Genomic DNA, 18,667 nt, shown 5'->3' with positions numbered 1-18,667 from the left:
CTTCGTGGTTCGTGTGGTGCAGTGCGGAGTGACCGGATCTCAGTTTCCGCGTCGAGCGAGCTTTTCTATCTTGTCGGCGATCTCACCGCCGGTGGTCGGTTCACGGGCGATGAGCAGGATCGTGTCGTCTCCGGCGATCGTTCCCACGACTTCCGGCAATGCAGCACGATCGAGCGCGCTGGCCAGGTAATGCGCAGCTCCGGGCGGTGTCCGCAGAACTGCCTGGTTTCCGCTGTGATCGGTGGACACCAACAGCTCCCCCAACAGCCGCAGGAGACGGTCGGTTCCGCCCGACACCCCGCGCACCGGGCTGCCGTCCTCGGGGACCACGTACACCCCGACTCCGCCGTCGGGAGCGCGCAACTTCACCGCACCCAACTCTTCGAGGTCACGCGACAGCGTCGCCTGGGTGGTGTCGATCCCCTCGGCGGCGAGCAACGACGCCAACTGCGGTTGACTGCGCACCTGATGCGTGGCCAGCAACGCGATGATCCGCGCCTGTCTGCCCGCGCGGGTCGACGCGGTCAGCGGAACCGCAGTGACGTCGTCACTCACGGTCGCCGAGCCTGCTCGAGGAGCCAGACCAGCAGTGCTTTCTGAGCGTGCAGACGGTTCTCGGCCTCGTCCCAGACGACACTGTGCGGACCGTCGAGCACCTCGTCGGTGATTTCCTCGCCGCGGTGGGCAGGAAGGCAATGCAGCACGACGGCATCGGATTTGGCCTTCGACAGCAGCTCGGAGTCGATGCGGTAGGGCCGGAACGGAGCGACTCGATCGAGTCCGTCGTTCTCCTGACCCATCGATGTCCAGGTATCGGTGACGAGAGCATCGGCACCGTCGGCGGCCTCGTCGGGGTCCTCGGTCACCGTGATGGACGCTCCGGTCTCCTCGGCGCGCGCACGTGCGGCATCGAGGACGTAACCGAGTGGTGCGAATTCCTTCGGAGCGGCGATCCTGACATCGAGTCCCGCGGTCACTCCGCCGATGAGAAGCGAATGTGCCATGTTGTTGGCACCGTCGCCGAAGTACGCCAGCGTCCGTCCGGTCAGGTTTCCCTTGTGCTCGATCAGCGTCTGCAGATCGGCGAGGACCTGGCAGGGATGGAACTCGTTGGACAGCGCGTTCACAATAGGAATCGTTGCGCCCGTTGCCATCTGCTCCAGGCGCTTCTGCCCGAACGTACGCCAGACGACTGCCTCGACGTAGCGGGAGAGCACGCGTCCGGTGTCCTGCAGAGTCTCCTCGCGGCCCAGTTGAGTGTCGCTTCCGGTCACCACAACGGCGTGACCGCCCAACTGCGCAATGCCCAACTCGAACGAGAACCGAGTTCTGGTGGAATTCTTCTCGAAGATCACACCGACACCCTTCGGCCCCTCGAGCGGCCGCTTGGAGAACGGAGCCCGCTTGATCTCGGCCGCGAGCGCCAGAATTTCACCCTGCTGCTGCGGAGTGATGTCGTCGTCGCGAAGGAAGTGCTGAACGGTCATGGCTGGTGTGCCTCCTGTGCTGCGTCGAGAATTGCCGGTAGTGCCGAGACGAACGACGCGGCCTGCTCTTCGGTGATGATCAGCGGCGGTGCGAGCCGCAATACGTCTGGTTGCGCCGCATTGATCAGGAAGCCTGCGTCACGGGCTGCTGCCTCGGCTGCAGGCGCAACCGCGGCCGTGAGCACCACTCCGAGCAGAAGCCCGGAGCCCCGAACATGGCTGACGAGAGGGTGTTCGAGAGCCTCGATGGAATGAGCGATGGTCTTGCCGAGGCTGTCGGCGTGCGACACGAGGTCGTCGGCGGCAATGGTCCGCAACACAGCCAACGCAGCAGCGGCGCAGACCGGGTTGCCGCCGAAGGTGGTGCCGTGCTTGCCCGGATGCAACAACTCTCCCGCCGCCCCGATGCCGATGCAGGCTCCGATGGGCAGACCCCCGCCCAGTCCTTTGGCCAAGGTGATCACGTCGGGCACGATGCCGACCGACTGGTGGGCGTAGAACCAGCCCGTGCGGCCGATACCGGTCTGCACCTCGTCGAGGACCAACAGCGCGCCGTGCTTCGCCGTGATCTCACGCGCGGCAACCAGATATCCGTCCGGAGGAACGACCACGCCGCCCTCACCCATGATGGGTTCGAGAAACACTGCGGCGGTGTCGGAATCGACGGCTGCCTCGAGCGCGGCGATGTCTCCGTAGGGCACGTGCTGGACACCGGCAGGCATGGGTTCGAACGGAATGCGCTTGTCGGCTTGTCCGGTGAGCGCCAGTGCACCCATCGTCCGTCCGTGAAAGGCCTTCTCCGCGGCGATGATGTGGGGACGACCGGTCAGACGCGCGATCTTGAACGCCGCCTCGTTGGCCTCGGTTCCCGAGTTGCACAGGAACACTCGCCCCGTCGCACCCGCACCGAGGTGCGCCAACAATTGCTCGGCCAGTTCGATACCCGGCTCCGTCGCATACAGATTCGACGTATGACCCAGCGTGGAGAGCTGAGCAGTGACCGCCTCGATCACCGCAGGATGAGCGTGGCCCAGGATATTGACGGCGATACCGGCCAGCAGGTCGAGGTACTGCTTGCCGTCGGCGTCGGTCACCACAGCACCTTCGCCTCGGACGAGCGCTACGCGCGGCACACCGTAGTTGTCCATGAGCGACGTGGACCACCGCTGCTGTAGATCGACCGTGGACTGCGTGCCGGTCATGACGTGACTCCTGACGTAGACGAGTGATCGGGGGTGACCATCGTGCCGATCCCCTCACCGGTGAACAGCTCCACCAGAACCGAATGTTCGACGCGACCGTCGATGACGTGCGCCGAAGGTACGCCGGCACGAACGGCCCGCAGGCACGCTTCCATCTTGGGGACCATCCCGGCATCGAGCGTGGGCAGCAATGCGTCGAGTTCCGACGCGTCGATTCGAGAGGTCAGCGAGCTGCGATCGGGCCACGCTGTGTAGAGACCCTCGACATCGGTGAGCACGACCAACTTCTCGGCCCCGATCGCACTGGCGAGAGCAGCAGCAGCGGTATCGGCGTTGATGTTGTGCACCACGCCGTCGCTGTCGGGTGCGATGGTGGAGACCACCGGAATGCGTCCTGCGGCAATCAGATCGAAGATCGCCTTCGGATCTACAGAGGTGACGTCGCCCACCAGACCGATATCGGTATCGACGCCGTCGACCAAGACCGAACGACGGGTCGCGGTGAACAGGTGCGCGTCCTCCCCCGAGATTCCGACGGCATACGGCCCGTGACTGTTGATCAAGCCGACGAGTTCACGGCCGACCTGCCCGAACAGCACCATCCGAACGATGTCCATGACTTCCGGTGTGGTGACCCGGAATCCGCCGCGGAACTCACCCGTCAGGCCCAGCCTGCTCAGCATGGCCGAAATCTGCGGGCCGCCGCCGTGCACGACGACGGGATGAATTCCGACGGTGCGTAGAAACACCATGTCGGCGGCGAATGCTCGCTTGAGATCGTCGTCGACCATGGCGTTCCCGCCGTACTTCACCACGACGATCTTGCCCGAGAAGCGCTGGAGCCAGGGCAGTGCCTCGGCGAGGGTGAACGCCTTCTGCGCTGCGGTCAATTGCTCTGCAGCAGCAGTCATGACGAGTACGCCGAGTTCTCTTCGACGTAGGCGTGGGAGAGATCCGTGGTTCTGATCGTGGCCGTACCGGACCCGAGTCCGAGGTCGATGGTCACGGCGATATCGACTCCGGACAAGTCGACCTCGCGAGCACCCGGAGCGCCGACGCCGTCGATGCACACCGGATTGCCGTTGAACGACACGGCAATCCGATCCGGATCGAGTTCGATCGGAGCAATACCGATCGCCGCGAGCACACGGCCCCAGTTGGGGTCAGAACCGAACAGGGCCGTCTTGGTGAGACTGTCCCTGGCGACCGTCCGCGCACCGACGAGAGCCTCGTCCTCCGATACCGCACCGGAGACGGTGATCTTCACCCGCTTGGTGACGCCCTCGGCATCGGCCATCATCTGGTCGGCGAGGTCGTCGCATACCGCGAGGACAGCAGCGTCGAGGTCCTCCTGCGACGGGCTCACACCGCTCGCCCCGGAGGAGAGCAGCAGTACCGTGTCGTTCGTGGAGGATGCGCCGTCGACGTCGAGTCGGTCGTAGGACAACCGGGTGGCCGCGCGAAGCGCGGTGTCGAGCTGCTCCGCGGTCGCGACGGCGTCGGTGGTGATGACGCTGAGCATCGTGGCCAGTGAGGGTGCGAGCATGCCCGCGCCCTTGGCCATGCCACCGACATTCCACTTGTCTGCGTGATGAATCGCGGCCTGCTTCGGAACGGTATCGGTGGTCATGATCGCGTACGCCGCATCGGTACCACCCGAGATGCCGCCTGCGAGTTCATGGACCACCTCGGTCACACCGGGTAGCAGCTTGTCCATCGGCAACCGGTCGCCGATCAGACCCGTCGAGCACACGGCAACCTCGATGGCCCCTGTTTCCGAACCCCAGTTGCTCAACACGGACGCGACCTCCTCGGCCGTCCGATGCGCGTCCTGGAAACCGGGTGCACCGGTACAAGCGTTGGCCCCGCCGGAGTTCAGCACCACCGCGCGGAGCCGACCGGTGGTGAGCACCTGCTGCGACCACAGCACCGGCGCGGCCTTGACCTTGTTGCGGGTGAAGACGCCCGCTGCCGTGAAGTCCGGACCTTCGTTGAACACCAGAGCAAGGTCGGACCTGCCACTTGCCTTGATACCCGCGGGAATCCCGGCCGCACGGAATCCGGCGGGAGACGTCACGCCCTGGGAACGCACGAGCTTCCCCGCGATCGAGGCGACCGCATCCGTCTCGCTCTTCAGGCCGGTCATGGAGCAACTCCTACGGTAGAGAGACCGTCGGTCTCGTCGATTCCCAACGCCAGATTCATCGATTGCACTGCTGCACCGGCTGTTCCCTTGGCCAGGTTGTCGATGGCCGCGATGACGACCAGCAAACCTGCGTCTGCATCGACGGACACACTCATCTGCACGGCGTTCGATCCGATGACCGAACCGGTCTGCGGCAGCCGACCGGCCGGAAGAACATGAACGAAAGGCTCCGCTGCATAGGCCTTCTCGTACACCACGACGGCCTGAGCCTCGGTAGCGGTGGTCACGGCCGTACAGGTGGCCAGAATGCCACGCGGCATCGGCGCGAGTACCGGAGTGAACGACACCGACACGTCGGTACCGGCTACCGCCGACAGGTTCTGCACGATCTCGGGGGTGTGTCGGTGCGCGCCTGCTACCGCGTATGCGCGAACCGAGCCCATCACCTCGGAGCCCAGCAGGTCGGCCTTGGGTGCCCGGCCCGCACCGGACGTGCCGGTGACTGCAACGATGTTGACCCGTGGCTCGATGATTCCGGCGGCAACTGCCGGGGCCAGGGCAAGACTCGACACCGTCGGATAACACCCGGGTACGGCGATACGCGTTGCCCCGACCAGAAGCTCGCGGTGCCCCGGTAGCTCCGGGAGCCCGTACGGCCAAGTCCCCGCATGCGGGGATTTGTAGTACTTCTCCCAGGCTGCGGAGTCGTTGAGGCGGAAATCGGCACCGCAGTCGATGATCACCACGGATTCGGGCAACTGGAGCGCGAGTTCGGCGGACTTACCGTGCGGCAACCCGAGGAAGATCACGTCGTGCCCGGCGAGTTCGTCGACCGTCGTGGGGCCGAGAACACGGTCGGCAAGCGGCAACAGGTGGGGATGGAACTCACCCAGCGTCGCGCCTGCATTGCCGCCCGCAGTCAGCGCTCCGATGACCAACGAGCCGTCGCGTACAGCTGGGTGGCCGAGCAGCAGACGAAGGATCTCACCACCGGCGTAGCCACTGGCACCCGCCACCGCGATGCGCTTCGGCGTTGCCTCCGAAATAGTCATGCGGTTTATTATGCAGCATCATGCAAGCCCATTCATCGGTGGGCCCGAAACGTTAGCTGTTACCCATCGATCTACGGATTTCGTCGAGCTTCTTTCGGCCGGCTTCCTGCCGATCGTTCCACTGTTCGTCCAGGTCCTGACCGGCTCTCGATTCCCGGTCCAGCTCCTCCGCCCCGAGAGCCGTGCCCGAGCGGTGCTCCACCTTCTCTCGCACCCCGTCCCAGGTCGGCACCCCGGAGTCGGTGAAGTCGCCCGTAGTCGCACCGCCGACATAACCCCCACCAACGCCGACGGGCAGGTCGTCTACCAATTCCGCATCGATGACGCCCGGCACCGTCCCGCCCAACGGAGCTCCCGGGGGTGGATCGCCGAGCGGCTGGTCGATACGAGGTTTCGTCACCTGCGGAAAATCCACATCGGGAACGGTTCCCGGCGGGACGCCGCGATCCGGACCGGCGGGCTCGGGTTCCGCCGTCCCCAACTCGGCCGCCAGAGCAGATGCCGCCGCTGCCACCGGAGCCAACCGAGGTCGGCCGACCACCGCCGCGAGGACCTCGTTCAACACCTGCAGATCCGAGGCCGTGCCCTGCGTGTCGGATTCACTCATCGGCTGCTCCCGTCGTCGTGCCCGTCATGACACCACGCTACGCACAACACCGGCAGCGCCGTCGACGGTTCAGCTACGCAGCTGGGCACCGACCGCTGTGGACGCCGCCGCCACGGCTGCGTCGCGAGCCGCCGTCGCCTGATCCTCGGTCAGGGTTCCGTCCGAACCGCGGAACCGGAGGGCGAACGCCAATGACTTACGCCCCTCGCCGACCTGCTCACCCTCGTAGACGTCGAACAGTCGGATGGATTCGAGCAGCTCTCCACCGCCGATCGTCAGCGCTGCCTCGACGGACGCTGCGGGCACGGACGCGTCGACCACGACAGCGACGTCCTGCAACACTGCCGGGTATGGGGATACCTCGGGGGCCGGAAGCGATTCGACGACGGGCAGAGCACTCAAACTCAGCTCCACCGCACACGTACGCGGAGGCAAACCGGCTCGCTCGAGCACGGCCGGATGCAGTTCGCCTGCGTGCCCGACGACCTCACCGTCGAGAAGAACCTCGGCGCACCGGCCCGGATGCCAGGGAAGGTGTTGTGCTGCACGAAGATCGACCTGCACGCCGGACGCCGCGGCAACAGTGCGCACAGCGGCGAACGCGTCCGCGGCCTCGGCTGCTCGGCCCGGACCCCAGGGCCCAGAGGGCTCACGCTGACCGGCGAGCACCACGCCCACGTGTACCGGCTGTGCGGGGAGGGACCCACGGAGCATCGCGATCTGATCGTCGGTCGGTCGCCGATCGACCGGCAACGCGTCCACTGCAGCGGTCGCGTCGTGCCGGAGAACGACCTGGGCGATTCCGAACAACGACACGTCCCGCTGACCGCGCGCGATGTTCCTGCTCAGCATTTCGAGCAGACCGGGAAGCACGGTCGTCGCAAGCTCGGGGCGGTCGGCCTCGAGCGGGTTCAACACCGACGTCGTCGCCCGGCGCGGGTCGTCCGCGTCGAGGCCCCACGTGTCGAAGATTCCCTTGGGCAGGAACACCGGCGGAAGAACTTCGACATAGCCGGCGAACGCAAGAGCCTTGCCGACTGCCCGCCGACGCTTCTGCTCGGCGGTGAGGCCGCGCCCACCGGGAGCGGACGGCAGAATCGACGGGATCTTCTCGAGCCCTTCGAGCCGCAGCACCTCTTCGACCAGATCGGCGCGCTGCACCAAGTCGGGTCGCCACGAGGGAGGATCGACGACCAGTTGTCCGTGGCCGCCACCGTCGACATCCACCTCGACGGTGCATCCGATCTGAGCGAGCCGTCGAGCAGCGGTCCCGTCGGGGTACTGCACACCCGCGATCCGATCGGGCAGGTCGAAGTCCATCGTCACCGACGGGAAACGGGCAGCCTCGCCGATGTCGGTCAGCACCGGTTCGATACGTCCACCGGCGATCTCGACGAGCAACTGTGCGGCCCGATCGAGCGCCGCAACCGGGAGCGCCGAATCCACAGTCCGCTCGAAACGCTTGCTCGCCTCGCTCGACAGCTTGTGGCGACGGCCGGTTCGGAACACCGCGAGCGGATCGAACGATGCTGCTTCGAGAACGACATCGCTGGTCGAGTCGTCGACCTCGGTGGACGCCCCGCCCATGACGCCGGCCAACGAGATGGCTCCCGTTCCGTCGGCGATGACCACGTCTTCCGCATCGAGCGACCGCTCGACGCCGTCGAGCGTCGTGAGCGTCTCCCCCGCATTCGCGCGCCGCACGACGAGATGACCGTCGAGCTTGCTTGCGTCGAAAGCATGCAACGGCTGGCCGAGTTCGTGGAGCACATAGTTGGTCACGTCCACGGCCGCCGAGATCGGTCGCACCCCGGCCAGCAGCAGTCTGCGCTGCATCCACCAGGGAGTGACGGCAGCAGGATCGATCCCCACGACCTTGCGCAGAGCGAACCGAGAAGTACCGGACTCGGGCTCGACCGTCACGGGCCAGGCGTCGCCGGTGACCTCGGTGGGCATCGTGCGCGCCGGATCCACATACGGAAGATCGAAGCTGCACGCCAGCTCACGGGCCAGGCCGCGTACCGAAAAGGCGTACCCGCGATCCGGTGTCACGTTCAGCTCGATCACCGAATCATTTAGGCCCAGAACGACTTTGGCATCGTCGCCGGGCTGCGCAGTCCCTTCCGGTAGCACCAGGATGCCGGAGTGGTCCCGGCCGAGACCGAGCTCGAGCGTCGAGCAGATCATCCCGTTGGAGTTGCGGCCGTACGTCTTGCGCGACGCGATGGCGAACCCGCCGGGCAGCACGCTGCCGGGCAGCGCCGCGACGATCAGGTCCCCCTCGGCGAAATTGCGTGCACCGCAGACGATCTCCTGCGGCTCGTCGGCCCCCACGTTCACGAGGCAGAACCGAATGGGCTTCTTGAATTCGGTCAGTTCCTCGATCGACTCGACCCGACCCACCACGAGGGGCCCCGTCACGTTGTCCAACGAGACCAGCTCCTCGACCTCGAAACCGACGCGTACGAAACCCGCGTCGAGCTCGTCGGGCGAGACGGACCAGTCGGGAGTACCCGCGTGCAGGACCTCGGTCAACCAGGAATGTGGGACTCGCACGTGTGCTCAGCTCTTTCTTGTATCCGAGATGAAGTGGGGCTGGAGAGTGGCCGCGTCAGGCCTGAACACCGAAGGGCAGAGTGAACCTGATATCCCCCTCGACGATGTCCCGCATGTCCGGGATGTCGTTGCGGAACTGCAGAGTTCGCTCGAGTCCCATGCCGAACGCGAAACCGGTGTACACCTCCGGGTCGATGCCGCTGGCCTGCAACACCTTCGGGTTGACCATTCCGCAGCCACCCCATTCGACCCAACCGGCTCCACCCTTCTTCTTGGGGAACCACACATCGACCTCCGCGGAGGGTTCGGTGAACGGAAAGTAGTTGGGCCGCATCCGAGTACGCGTATCGCTGCCGAACAGAGCCTGCGCGAACGCGTCCAGCGTTCCGCGCAGATGCGCCATCGTCAGGCCCTTGTCGATCGCGAGCCCCTCGACCTGATGAAAGACCGGAGTGTGCGTCGTGTCGAGCTCGTCGGTACGGAACGTTCGGCCAGGACAGACGACGTAGATCGGCACCTCGCGAGAGAGCATCGATCGCACCTGCACCGGCGACGTGTGCGTACGCAGTACCTGACGCGAGCCCTCCGGCGCGATGTGGAACGTGTCCTGCATCGTGCGAGCCGGGTGATCGGGCAGGAAGTTCAACGCGTCGAAGTTGAAGTGCTCGGTTTCCACCTCGGGGCCCTCTTCGACCTCCCAGCCCATTCCGACGAAGACGTCGGCAACCTGCTCGGAGATGATCGTGATGGGATGGCGCGCTCCGACGGGTGCCCGGTCGGTCGGCAGCGTCACGTCGATCGTCTCGGCCACGAGAATCGCCGCATCGCGCTCCGCCGACAGCACTGCGCGGCGCTCGTCGAAGGACTTCTGCACCCGGTCTCGTGCCACCTTGACGCGCTTGCCCGCGTCCGCCTTCTGGTCACCGGGAAGAGCTCCGAGGGCGCGCTGAGCCAACGCCAGTGGCGCCTTGCCACCCACGTGATCGATTTTGACCTTCGTGAGCGCATCGAGGTCCGACGCGTCGGCGAACGCCTGCTCGGCCGAGTCCACCGCAGCGTCGAGTGCGGACTCTTCGAGAACGCTCGGATCTACCGGCTCGGGCCCGGACTCTTTCTTCGCCACGACAGATGCACTCCTCGAATAATGGTCGGTCTGCACGAAGCAGAGTGGTAACGATCCTAGGCGACCGTATTCACGGGTTCGCCGACCGTCGTCGAACACGGGCGCTCGCGTAGAGACACAGTGCCGCGGCGGTCGCCAGGTTCAGACTCTCCGCCCGACCGTGGATGGGAATTCTGATCCGGTGATCGGCAGCTTGGGCAACGGGGAGGGACAAACCGTGGGCCTCGTTGCCGAACAACCACGCAGTCGGCTGCTCGAGCAGCTCGTCTGCGTCGTCCAGGTCGACTTCGCCGTCGGCGGCGGTCGCCACGACCGTCAGTCCTGCACGGCGCAGTGCGTCGACGCCGCCCTCGATCGAGCGCTCCCGCGCGATGGGGAGATGAAAGACGCTGCCGGCCGAGGCCCGCACGCATTTGCCGTTGTGAGGGTCGACGGAGTCGCCGAGCAGGACCACCGAATCGGCCCCCGCGGCGTCGGCGACACGAATGATCGTGCCGGCATTACCAGGCTCGGCCATTTCCACAGGAACGGCCACCAGCCGCGGTGTTCCGGCCAACGCACGGTCGATCGGGACGTCGACCAACTCGGTGACTGCGATCAGGCCCTGCGGAGTGACAGTGTCGGACAACGCCTTCGCGGCCCGATCGGTGATCGGAAACACCCGTGCTCCAACGGCCTCGACGGAGGCAATGAGGCTCTCGTATCGGTCGAAGGCGTCCGCGGTGAAGAACAGCTCTCGGACCGAACCGAACCGAGCAGCCTCGGACACCGCGTTGAAGCCCTCGGCCAGGAACAGTCCCGTCTTCTTGCGCTCTGCAGCGCGAGCGAGCTTGACGGCCGAAACGACCCGCGGAGTTCGCTCGGTCAGCGAATCCACGGGTCGTTTCGGAGTTGAATCGTCGTGCGGCGACTCGCTCAGGCTGCTTCTCCAGCAGGAGCGTTGACATCGGCAGGCAATGCAGCCTTGGCGATGGCGACCAAGCCGGCGAATGCCTCGGCATCGGACACAGCGAGCTCGGCGAGGATCTTGCGGTCCACCTCGACGCCCGCGGCCTTCAGGCCCTGGACGAAGCGGTTGTAGGTGATGTCGTTGGCCCGCGCTGCAGCGTTGATACGCGTGATCCACAGCTTGCGGAAGTCACCCTTGCGCGCGCGGCGGTCCCGATAGGCGTAGGTGAGCGAGTGGAGCTGCTGCTCCTTGGCCTTGGTGTACAGACGTGAGCGCTGTCCGCGGTAGCCCTTGGACGCTTCGAGAATCGAACGGCGCTTCTTCTGGGCGTTGACGGCCCTTTTTACGCGTGCCACTGGTGAATCCTGTCGATCTGGGGGCGTGTGAAACCCCGAATGGTAATGGGATGAAGCCGACCGAAATCAGTCGGCGGCGAGCCGGATCAGATGCCGAGCAGGCGCTTGATCCGAGGCACGTCGGCCTTCTTGACAACGGCGACACCATCGAGGCGACGAGTCACCTTGGTGGGCTTGTGCTCGAGCAGGTGGCGACGGCCGGCCTTCTGGCGCAGGATCTTGCCGCTGCCGGACACCTTGAATCGCTTCTTGGCACCACTGTGCGTCTTCTGCTTGGGCATGAAATCCTCTGTTCTGTAATAGCTCTTAGTGGTGCATGGCACAGCCACGCAGCGCCTCGGAACGGACTGCGCACCGAGGCGGGTGCGGGACTGTCTTACTGGTAGAGCGCGAAGCTCAGTTGGTCTGAGCCGGAGTAGCCGGAGCTGCTGCGGCCGGTGCCTCGGCAGCCGGAGCTGCTGCGGCGGGTTGTTCCGGCGCGGGGGCCGGTGCGCGTTGCGCAGGCGGCGCGGCAGCGCTTTCCTGAGCCTTCACGCGAGTCTTGGCACCCTTGTGCGGAGCCAGGACCATGGTCATGTTGCGGCCGTCCTGCTTGGCCGACGTCTCCACGAAACCGAGTTCCGCGACATCGGCACCCAGGCGCTGCAACAAACGGAAACCCAGCTCGGGGCGCGACTGCTCGCGACCACGGAACATGATGGTGACCTTGACCTTCGAGCCGGCTTCGAGGAAGCGAACCACGTTGCGCTTCTTGGTCTCGTAGTCGTGCGCGTCGATCTTGGGGCGGAGCTTCTGCTCCTTGATGACGGTGAGCGTCTGGTTCTTGCGCGATTCGCGCGCCTTCTGCGCAGCCTCGTACTTGAACTTCCCGTAGTCCATGATCTTGCAGACCGGCGGACGTGCGTCGGGAGCTACTTCGACAAGATCGAGGTCGGCTTCGAGAGCCAAGCGGAGTGCATCTTCAACACGCACGATTCCCACCTGTTCACCGCCCGGTCCGACAAGACGGACCTCGGGAACTCGGATGCGATCGTTGATGCGGGTCTCAGTGCTGATGGGGCCTCCTAGGTAGTGCGGTGTGGTGTGTAACCCGACCGCCTGCCACTTACACAGCCCGTCGCCCTCGAACCTCGACATCACGCTCGGCGAACGAACGCCGAAAACGAAAAAACCCTGCAGTCGGTCAGTACCGACAGCAGGGCCCGATGTCGACCGGTCGAACTGCACGACATAGCGCGTCGTACAGTCTCCTCGCGGGGAGGAAGCACTCCGGAACCCCCGCTGGGACTCCTTCGTGCGACCGGACCGGAAGCGATCCATTCGGATCACGTACCGGTGGGAGTCGGGCTCCACTTGCTGCCTTCATGCGGTGAACTCCATCGAGGAGCGCACGCCGAAGACGGTCGTCGAGTAAGACTACCAGCAGAGAGCCGAAACCGGCAATCGCGCCGACAGAGTGCACTCCGTCGACACCCGATCCCACCGACGGAACACGCGGCGTGGGATTCTCGTAGCTATGACCAGTTCATCCACGCCCGCCGATCCCGCAGGCACCGACCCCACCGGCATCGAGCAAGAAGTCCGGGAACTCGCCGAGGTTCCCGCGGTCGAGGTCATCAGCCGCGCAGCGGTGATGCTGATGAGTTCCGCGGCCGAGAAGCTGGGTCTGTCCGAGCCCGATCCCGCGGAGAGCCCTTACCTCGATCTCGACGAAGCCCGACGCGTCATCACCGCCCTCGCCGGCTTGGTCACCGCGTCGGTCGAGTACCTGGGTCCTCACGCCGGACCGATTCGCGACGGACTCCAGGCACTGCAACGCGCGTTCCGGGAAGCCTCCGCACACCCGGACGAGCCAGGACTCGGTCCCGGTGAGAAATACACCGGCCCGGTGCACTGAACAAGCGCACCCACCCCCATCTACAGACGAAGCCGCATCCGGCAATCCGGATGCGGCTTCGTCGTATATGTGTTCGCGTCAGACCGCAGCGACCTTACGAGCCCGACGCTTCTTCGGGGCCGCCTTCGGCGTGGACGCCACTACCTCGCGGGAGAGCGCCTCCTGCAAGAATTTTCCGGTGTAGCTCTCGGGTACCGCCGCCACGGCTTCTGGATTACCTTGTGCTACAACCGTTCCGCCGCCCGAACCACCTTCGGGCCCCATGTCGATGACCCAGTCGGAGACCTTGATGACATCGAGATTGTGCTCGATGACGATCACGGTGTTCCCCTTGTCGACGAGTCCGTTCACCACGCCGAGCAATTTGCGGATGTCCTCGAAGTGCAGGCCCGTGGTCGGCTCGTCCAGAATGTAGACGGTGCGGCCGGTGGAACGCTTCTGCAACTCGGCTGCGAGCTTCACACGCTGAGCTTCGCCGCCGGACAGCGTCGTCGCCGGTTGCCCCAGGCGGACGTAGCCGAGTCCGACCTCGACGAGTGTCTTCAGGTACCGGTGAATCGAGGTGATGGCCTCGAAGAAGTCCGCGGCCTCCTCGATCGGCATATCCAGGACCTCGGCGATGGTCTTGCCCTTGTAGTGCACCTCGAGTGTCTCGCGGTTGTAGCGAGCGCCCTCGCACACCTCGCACGGGACGTACACGTCGGGCAGGAAGTTCATCTCGATCTTCAACGTGCCGTCTCCCGAGCACGCCTCGCACCGACCGCCCTTGACGTTGAACGAGAATCGCCCGGGCTGATACCCGCGAACCTTGGCCTCGGTGGTGGCCGCGAACAACGTACGGATCTTGTCGAACACCCCGGTGTACGTCGCGGCATTGGACCGGGGCGTGCGACCGATCGGTGACTGGTCGACGCGAACCAGCTTGTCCAATTGGTCCAGGCCGTTGATCCGGGTGTGCCGACCGGGAACCTGACGGGCACCGTTGAGCTTGTTGGCCATCACGGTCGCGAGGATGTCGTTGACCAGTGTCGACTTACCCGAGCCCGAGACACCGGTGACCGACGTCAGAACACCGAGAGGGAAGCTGACGTCGATTCCCTGAAGGTTGTGTTCGCGGGCACCCACGACGGTGACCTGTCGCTTCTTGTCGACCACGCGGCGGGTATCCGGCAACGGGATCTCCATGCGACCCGACAGATACGCACCTGTGAGCGATTCGTCGTTGGTCAGCAGGTCTGCGTAAGAACCGCTGTGTACGACGCGTCCGCCGTGCTCGCCTGCCAACGGTCCGATATCGACGACCCAGTCCGAGGTACGGATGGTGTCCTCGTCGTGCTCGACGACTATCAACGTGTTGCCGAGATCGCGCAGTCGCGTCAGTGTGTCGATGAGCCGACGGTTGTCTCGCTGATGCAGTCCGATGGACGGCTCGTCGAGTACGTAGAGCACGCCGACGAGGCCGGAGCCGATCTGGGTGGCGAGCCGAATACGCTGCGCCTCGCCGCCGGACAGCGAGCCTGCGGTGCGCGCCAACGACAGGTATTCGAGACCCACGTCCAGTAGGAAGCCGAGTCGAGCCTGAACTTCCTTGAGGACCTGGCCCGCAATCGCTTCCTCGCGTCGGCCCAGGGTGAGACTGTTGAGGAAGTCGGCCGTGTCGGCGATCGAGAGTTCACACACTTCGGCGATCGACTTCGGCCCGAAATCACCCGCCGCGATGGTGACCGACAGAATTTCCGGACGCAGCCTGGCTCCGTTGCAGGTGGGGCACGGAACGTCGCGCATGTAGCCGTCGTAGCGTTCCTTCATCTGTTCGGATTCGGTCTGCTCGAGGCGGCGGTGCAGGAAGGGCATGACGCCCTCGAACTCGGCGTAGTACGACCGGGTGCGGCCGTACCGGTTCTTGTACTTCACGTGCACCTGGTGGTCGCTGCCCTCCAGGACGGCTCGCTTGACCTTCGCCGGCAGCTTGTTCCACGGAGCGTGCAGATCGAAGCCCATGGCGTCGGCGAGTCCGGACAGCAGGCGGCCGAAGTACTCCGACGTCTGTCCCATCGACCAGGGTGCGATGGCACCGTCGGCCAGACTCAGATCACCGTCGGGCACCACCAGCTCGGGATCGACCTCCTTGCGCACGCCGAGCCCGACACAGTCGGGGCAGGCGCCGTAAGGCGAGTTGAACGAGAACGATCGCGGTTCGAGGTCGTCGATGGACAGCGGGTGGCCGTTGGGACACGCGAGCTTCTCCGAGAAACGACGCTCCCGATCGGGGGCGTTCTCCTCACGGTCGACGAAGTCGAGAACCACTATGCCGTCCGCCAGGCGCAGCGCGGTCTCCACCGAGTCGGTGAGCCGCTGCTTCGAGCTGGACTTGACGGTGAGTCGGTCGACGACAACCTCGATGTCGTGCTTTTCCTGCTTCTTCAACACCGGCGGGCTACTGAGCTGGTGGACGACACCGTCGACGCGCACGCGTGAGTAGCCCTGAGTATTGAGCGAGTCGAACAGGTCGACGAACTCTCCCTTACGGGTTCGGACCACCGGCGCGAGGACTTGGAATTTGAGGCCCTCCTCCATGTCGAGAACCTGATCGACGATCTGCTGTGGAGTCTGCTTGGCGATCTGCTCGCCGCACACCGGGCAATGCGCAGTGCCCGCCCTGGCGTAGAGCAACCGTAGGTAGTCGTAGACCTCGGTAATAGTGCCCACGGTGGACCGAGGGTTGCGGTTGGTCGACTTCTGATCGATCGAGACCGCGGGCGACAGGCCTTCGATGAAGTCGACGTCGGGCTTGTCCATCTGACCGAGGAACTGCCGGGCGTATGCGGACAGCGACTCCACGTAGCGACGCTGGCCTTCGGCGAAGATCGTGTCGAAGGCGAGAGACGACTTGCCCGAACCGGACAAACCGGTGAACACGATCAGCGCGTCCCGGGGTAGGTCGATATCGACCCCCCTCAAGTTGTGCTCTCGTGCACCTCGCACTATCAGGCGATCCGCCACTGTGTTCCCTTCTTTTCTCACGAGCACGTCGAGCCGTGTTGCTGCTCGACGCAGCATTGTCCGACGTCGAGTCGGTGATGACGCGTGGTGCCGATGCACCGATCACACGCCGTGTAGCCGAGGACTCCACGTCGAAAACCTGTCGAGGTGAGGGACGAACCTCACCTCATAGCAATGGTAGGTCCAGGTACCGACACACTTTTCCACGAGCGTGACCCCGGCGCTCCCGTCGTTGCTGCCGACGGTAGCGTCCTCGAAATGGACGAGCACCTCATGGTCATCGACGACAATTACACCGGCGTCGTCGTACAGGGTTCACCCCCGCAGCGGCGGACGATACCTGGAGCCACGATCACCAAGATGTCGGTCGGCCCCATGGACAACAACACCTACCTGGTCGTCTGTTCCGCAACGGGCCATTCCCTGCTGATAGACGCCGCCAACGAGGCCGACCGCATCTCACTGCTTCTCGACGAGAACGCACCGACGCTGTCTCTGATCGTCACCACACATCAGCATGCCGACCACTGGCAGGCGCTGGCCGATATCGCCGGTGGCACCGACTCCCCCACCGCGGCCCACGAGCTGGACGCAGAACCGCTGCCGGTAGCTCCGGACCGTCTTCTTGCCGACCACGACACGGTGTCGGTGGGAGAGCTCACGTTCGATGTGGTGCATCTGACCGGTCACACTCCGGGCTCGATAGCGCTCGCGCTGACCGACGCCGAGGGCACGACGACGCACCTCTTCACCGGTGATTCCCTGTTCCCCGGAGGCGTCGGCAAAACCAACGGCCCAGAGGACTTCACCCATCTGCTCGACGACGTGAGCTCCAAATTGTTCGACCGTTTCGCCGACGACACCGTCGTCTACCCCGGGCACGGCAAGGACACCACCCTCGGTGACGAGCGGCCACACCTGGCGGAATGGCGCGAACGCGGCTGGTGACGCCGCACGTGCTTGAGACCGTGAAACACGGGGTATGAAGAGTGTGACAAAAGTGCGCGCACCGGTGATTTCGAACGACTTTCGGTGCGAGTTCGCACGTACAACCGCCATGACACGAGAAACTACGCAGGAGGCTGTCAATGCTGGTCCGCCGTATCGCCCGTCCGCTGATGTCTACGATTTTCATCTCCGGGGGCGTCGATGCACTTCGTAATCCCGCCGGTAGGGCGAAGGCAGCCGCTCCGCTGATCGAGCAGAGCAAGGACGCTCTGCCCAACGAGGTCACCGCGAACGTGCCGACCGATCCCGAGACGTTGGTTCGGATCAACGGCGGTATCCAGGTCGCCGGCGGCATTCTGTTGGCCACCGGCAAGGCACCGCGTATCGCATCGCTCGCTCTGGCTGGAAGCCTGGTTCCGACGACGCTGGCCGGACACGCGTTCTGGAACGAAACCGACCCGGAGACCAAGGCTGCGCAACGCATCCACTTCTTCAAGAACCTCAGCCTCCTCGGCGGACTGCTGATCGCGGCTGTCGACACCGAGGGCAAGCCCTCCGTCGCATGGCGTAGCAAGCGCGCGGCACGTCGCGCACAGGAATCTGTGGTCTCTGCGCTGCCCGGTCACACCACTCACGACACCGGGGAACGCGTCAAGGAAATTGCCTCGATCGCAGCGAGCCGGGGTGCCGATCTGGCCGATGCCGCACAGCCGAAGCTGGCCAAGCTCGCCGACGCCGCCCAGCCCAAGCTGGCCAAGTTCGCCGACATCGCCGGCGAGAAGGGCTCGGAGCTGGCAGAGGTCGCGCAGCCCGCTCTGAACCGGTGGGCTCATATCGCCGCCGACAAGGGTTCGGAGCTGGCAGAGGAGGCCCAGAAGCGGGGCTCGAAGCTGGCCGAGCTTGCTGCCGACCGCGGAAGCGACTTGGCCGAAGAGGCGCAGAAGCGCGGATCGAAGCTCGCCGACAAGGCCGCGCACCGCGGCTCGGATTGGGCCGAGTTGGCCCAGAAGCGGGGCTCGAAGTTGGTCGACGTCGCCGCCGACCGCCGGAGCGAACTGGCTGATGTAGCGCAGAAGCGCGGATCGAAGCTCGCCGATCTCGCCGCCGAAAAGGGAGCCGTTCTGGCCGACGAGGCTCAGAAGCGCGGTGCCACGTGGGCCGACATCGCGTCGGATCGGGTCGACACGCTCGGTAAGCGCGCTCGTAAGCGGGCGAAGAAGCAGAGCAAGGAACTCGAGAAGGCCACCGAGCAGGCTCGGGCCAAGCTCGAGAAGCGAGTTGCCAAGGCGCAAAAGAACTTGGACAAGAAGCTCCAGCAGTACGCGAAGTAGGTCTACCCAC

Annotated in this window: 17 protein-coding genes; 3 read left to right on the top strand and 14 right to left on the bottom strand. The window is 65.0% G+C overall.

What is annotated here, in order from left to right:
* Window positions 1-39 precede the first annotated feature (39 nt).
* The 13 genes from E4P29_RS05895 to infC all read right to left on the bottom strand — a co-directional run bounded on the left by E4P29_RS05895 (window position 40) and on the right by infC (window position 12,591).
* A complete protein-coding gene (locus E4P29_RS05895; RefSeq protein ID WP_027497232.1) occupies window positions 40-528 on the bottom strand; it encodes an arginine repressor in 489 nt (162 codons plus the stop codon).
* A 23-nt stretch (window positions 529-551) separates the two neighbouring features.
* Window positions 552-1,487, bottom strand: coding sequence for an ornithine carbamoyltransferase (argF, locus tag E4P29_RS05890; protein WP_032365513.1), 936 nt, complete (start codon window positions 1,485-1,487; stop codon window positions 552-554).
* Entirely contained in the window at window positions 1,484-2,689 is a 1,206-nt protein-coding gene (locus E4P29_RS05885; protein ID WP_135042669.1) for an acetylornithine transaminase, read from the bottom strand. Before E4P29_RS05885 ends, argF begins: the two co-directional genes overlap by 4 nt.
* Window positions 2,686-3,600: an acetylglutamate kinase gene (argB, locus tag E4P29_RS05880; protein WP_135042667.1), complete on the bottom strand. Its 915-nt coding sequence runs from the start codon at window positions 3,598-3,600 to the stop codon at window positions 2,686-2,688. Before argB ends, E4P29_RS05885 begins: the two co-directional genes overlap by 4 nt.
* Complete coding sequence (gene argJ / locus E4P29_RS05875) at window positions 3,597-4,835, bottom strand: bifunctional glutamate N-acetyltransferase/amino-acid acetyltransferase ArgJ (protein WP_135042665.1); 1,239 nt, start codon at window positions 4,833-4,835, stop codon at window positions 3,597-3,599. The genes argB and argJ overlap by 4 nt, the downstream gene beginning before the upstream one ends.
* Window positions 4,832-5,887 carry an N-acetyl-gamma-glutamyl-phosphate reductase gene (gene argC / locus E4P29_RS05870; protein ID WP_135042663.1) on the bottom strand — a complete coding sequence of 352 codons (1,056 nt, stop codon included), beginning with the start codon at window positions 5,885-5,887 and terminating at the stop codon, window positions 4,832-4,834. Before argC ends, argJ begins: the two co-directional genes overlap by 4 nt.
* A gap of 52 nt (window positions 5,888-5,939) precedes the next feature.
* Window positions 5,940-6,494: a hypothetical protein gene (locus E4P29_RS05865; protein WP_135042661.1), complete on the bottom strand. Its 555-nt coding sequence runs from the start codon at window positions 6,492-6,494 to the stop codon at window positions 5,940-5,942.
* Window positions 6,495-6,563: 69 nt separating this feature from the next.
* Window positions 6,564-9,050, bottom strand: coding sequence for a phenylalanine--tRNA ligase subunit beta (gene pheT / locus E4P29_RS05860; RefSeq protein ID WP_135042659.1), 2,487 nt, complete (start codon window positions 9,048-9,050; stop codon window positions 6,564-6,566).
* A 55-nt stretch (window positions 9,051-9,105) separates the two neighbouring features.
* A complete protein-coding gene (pheS, locus tag E4P29_RS05855) occupies window positions 9,106-10,173 on the bottom strand; it encodes a phenylalanine--tRNA ligase subunit alpha (protein WP_032386899.1) in 1,068 nt (355 codons plus the stop codon).
* 70 nt (window positions 10,174-10,243) lie between these two features.
* A complete protein-coding gene (locus tag E4P29_RS05850) occupies window positions 10,244-11,050 on the bottom strand; it encodes an RNA methyltransferase (RefSeq protein WP_135042657.1) in 807 nt (268 codons plus the stop codon).
* A 38-nt stretch (window positions 11,051-11,088) separates the two neighbouring features.
* A complete protein-coding gene (rplT, locus tag E4P29_RS05845; protein WP_008715924.1) occupies window positions 11,089-11,478 on the bottom strand; it encodes a 50S ribosomal protein L20 in 390 nt (129 codons plus the stop codon).
* Window positions 11,479-11,564: 86 nt separating this feature from the next.
* Window positions 11,565-11,759, bottom strand: coding sequence for a 50S ribosomal protein L35 (rpmI, locus tag E4P29_RS05840; protein ID WP_008715923.1), 195 nt, complete (start codon window positions 11,757-11,759; stop codon window positions 11,565-11,567).
* Window positions 11,760-11,874: 115 nt separating this feature from the next.
* A complete protein-coding gene (infC, locus tag E4P29_RS05835) occupies window positions 11,875-12,591 on the bottom strand; it encodes a translation initiation factor IF-3 (RefSeq protein WP_032365534.1) in 717 nt (238 codons plus the stop codon).
* 403 nt (window positions 12,592-12,994) lie between these two features.
* Between infC and E4P29_RS05830 the strand changes: the two genes are divergently transcribed.
* Window positions 12,995-13,375 carry a DUF1844 domain-containing protein gene (locus E4P29_RS05830; RefSeq protein WP_027497243.1) on the top strand — a complete coding sequence of 127 codons (381 nt, stop codon included), beginning with the start codon at window positions 12,995-12,997 and terminating at the stop codon, window positions 13,373-13,375.
* A gap of 78 nt (window positions 13,376-13,453) precedes the next feature.
* On the opposite strand, the gene uvrA is transcribed toward E4P29_RS05830, so the two are convergent.
* A complete protein-coding gene (uvrA, locus tag E4P29_RS05825; protein ID WP_032374518.1) occupies window positions 13,454-16,378 on the bottom strand; it encodes an excinuclease ABC subunit UvrA in 2,925 nt (974 codons plus the stop codon).
* A 258-nt stretch (window positions 16,379-16,636) separates the two neighbouring features.
* Here uvrA and E4P29_RS05820 point away from each other — a divergent pair, with 258 nt between their 5' ends.
* Together E4P29_RS05820 and E4P29_RS05815 are read left to right on the top strand one after the other, a co-directional pair.
* Window positions 16,637-17,326, top strand: coding sequence for an MBL fold metallo-hydrolase (locus tag E4P29_RS05820; protein ID WP_135042655.1), 690 nt, complete (start codon window positions 16,637-16,639; stop codon window positions 17,324-17,326).
* 140 nt (window positions 17,327-17,466) lie between these two features.
* Window positions 17,467-18,657 (top strand): DoxX family protein, encoded by a 1,191-nt coding sequence (locus tag E4P29_RS05815; RefSeq protein ID WP_135042653.1) that lies wholly within the window; start codon window positions 17,467-17,469, stop codon window positions 18,655-18,657.
* Window positions 18,658-18,667: the final 10 nt, after the last annotated feature.

Origin of the sequence: Rhodococcus sp. 1R11 (genome assembly GCF_004563845.1) — a bacterium.
GTDB lineage: Bacteria > Actinomycetota > Actinomycetes > Mycobacteriales > Mycobacteriaceae > Rhodococcoides.
The sequence above is the reverse complement of the archived record's forward strand: the minus strand, read 5'-3'. Positions and strand labels throughout refer to the sequence as shown.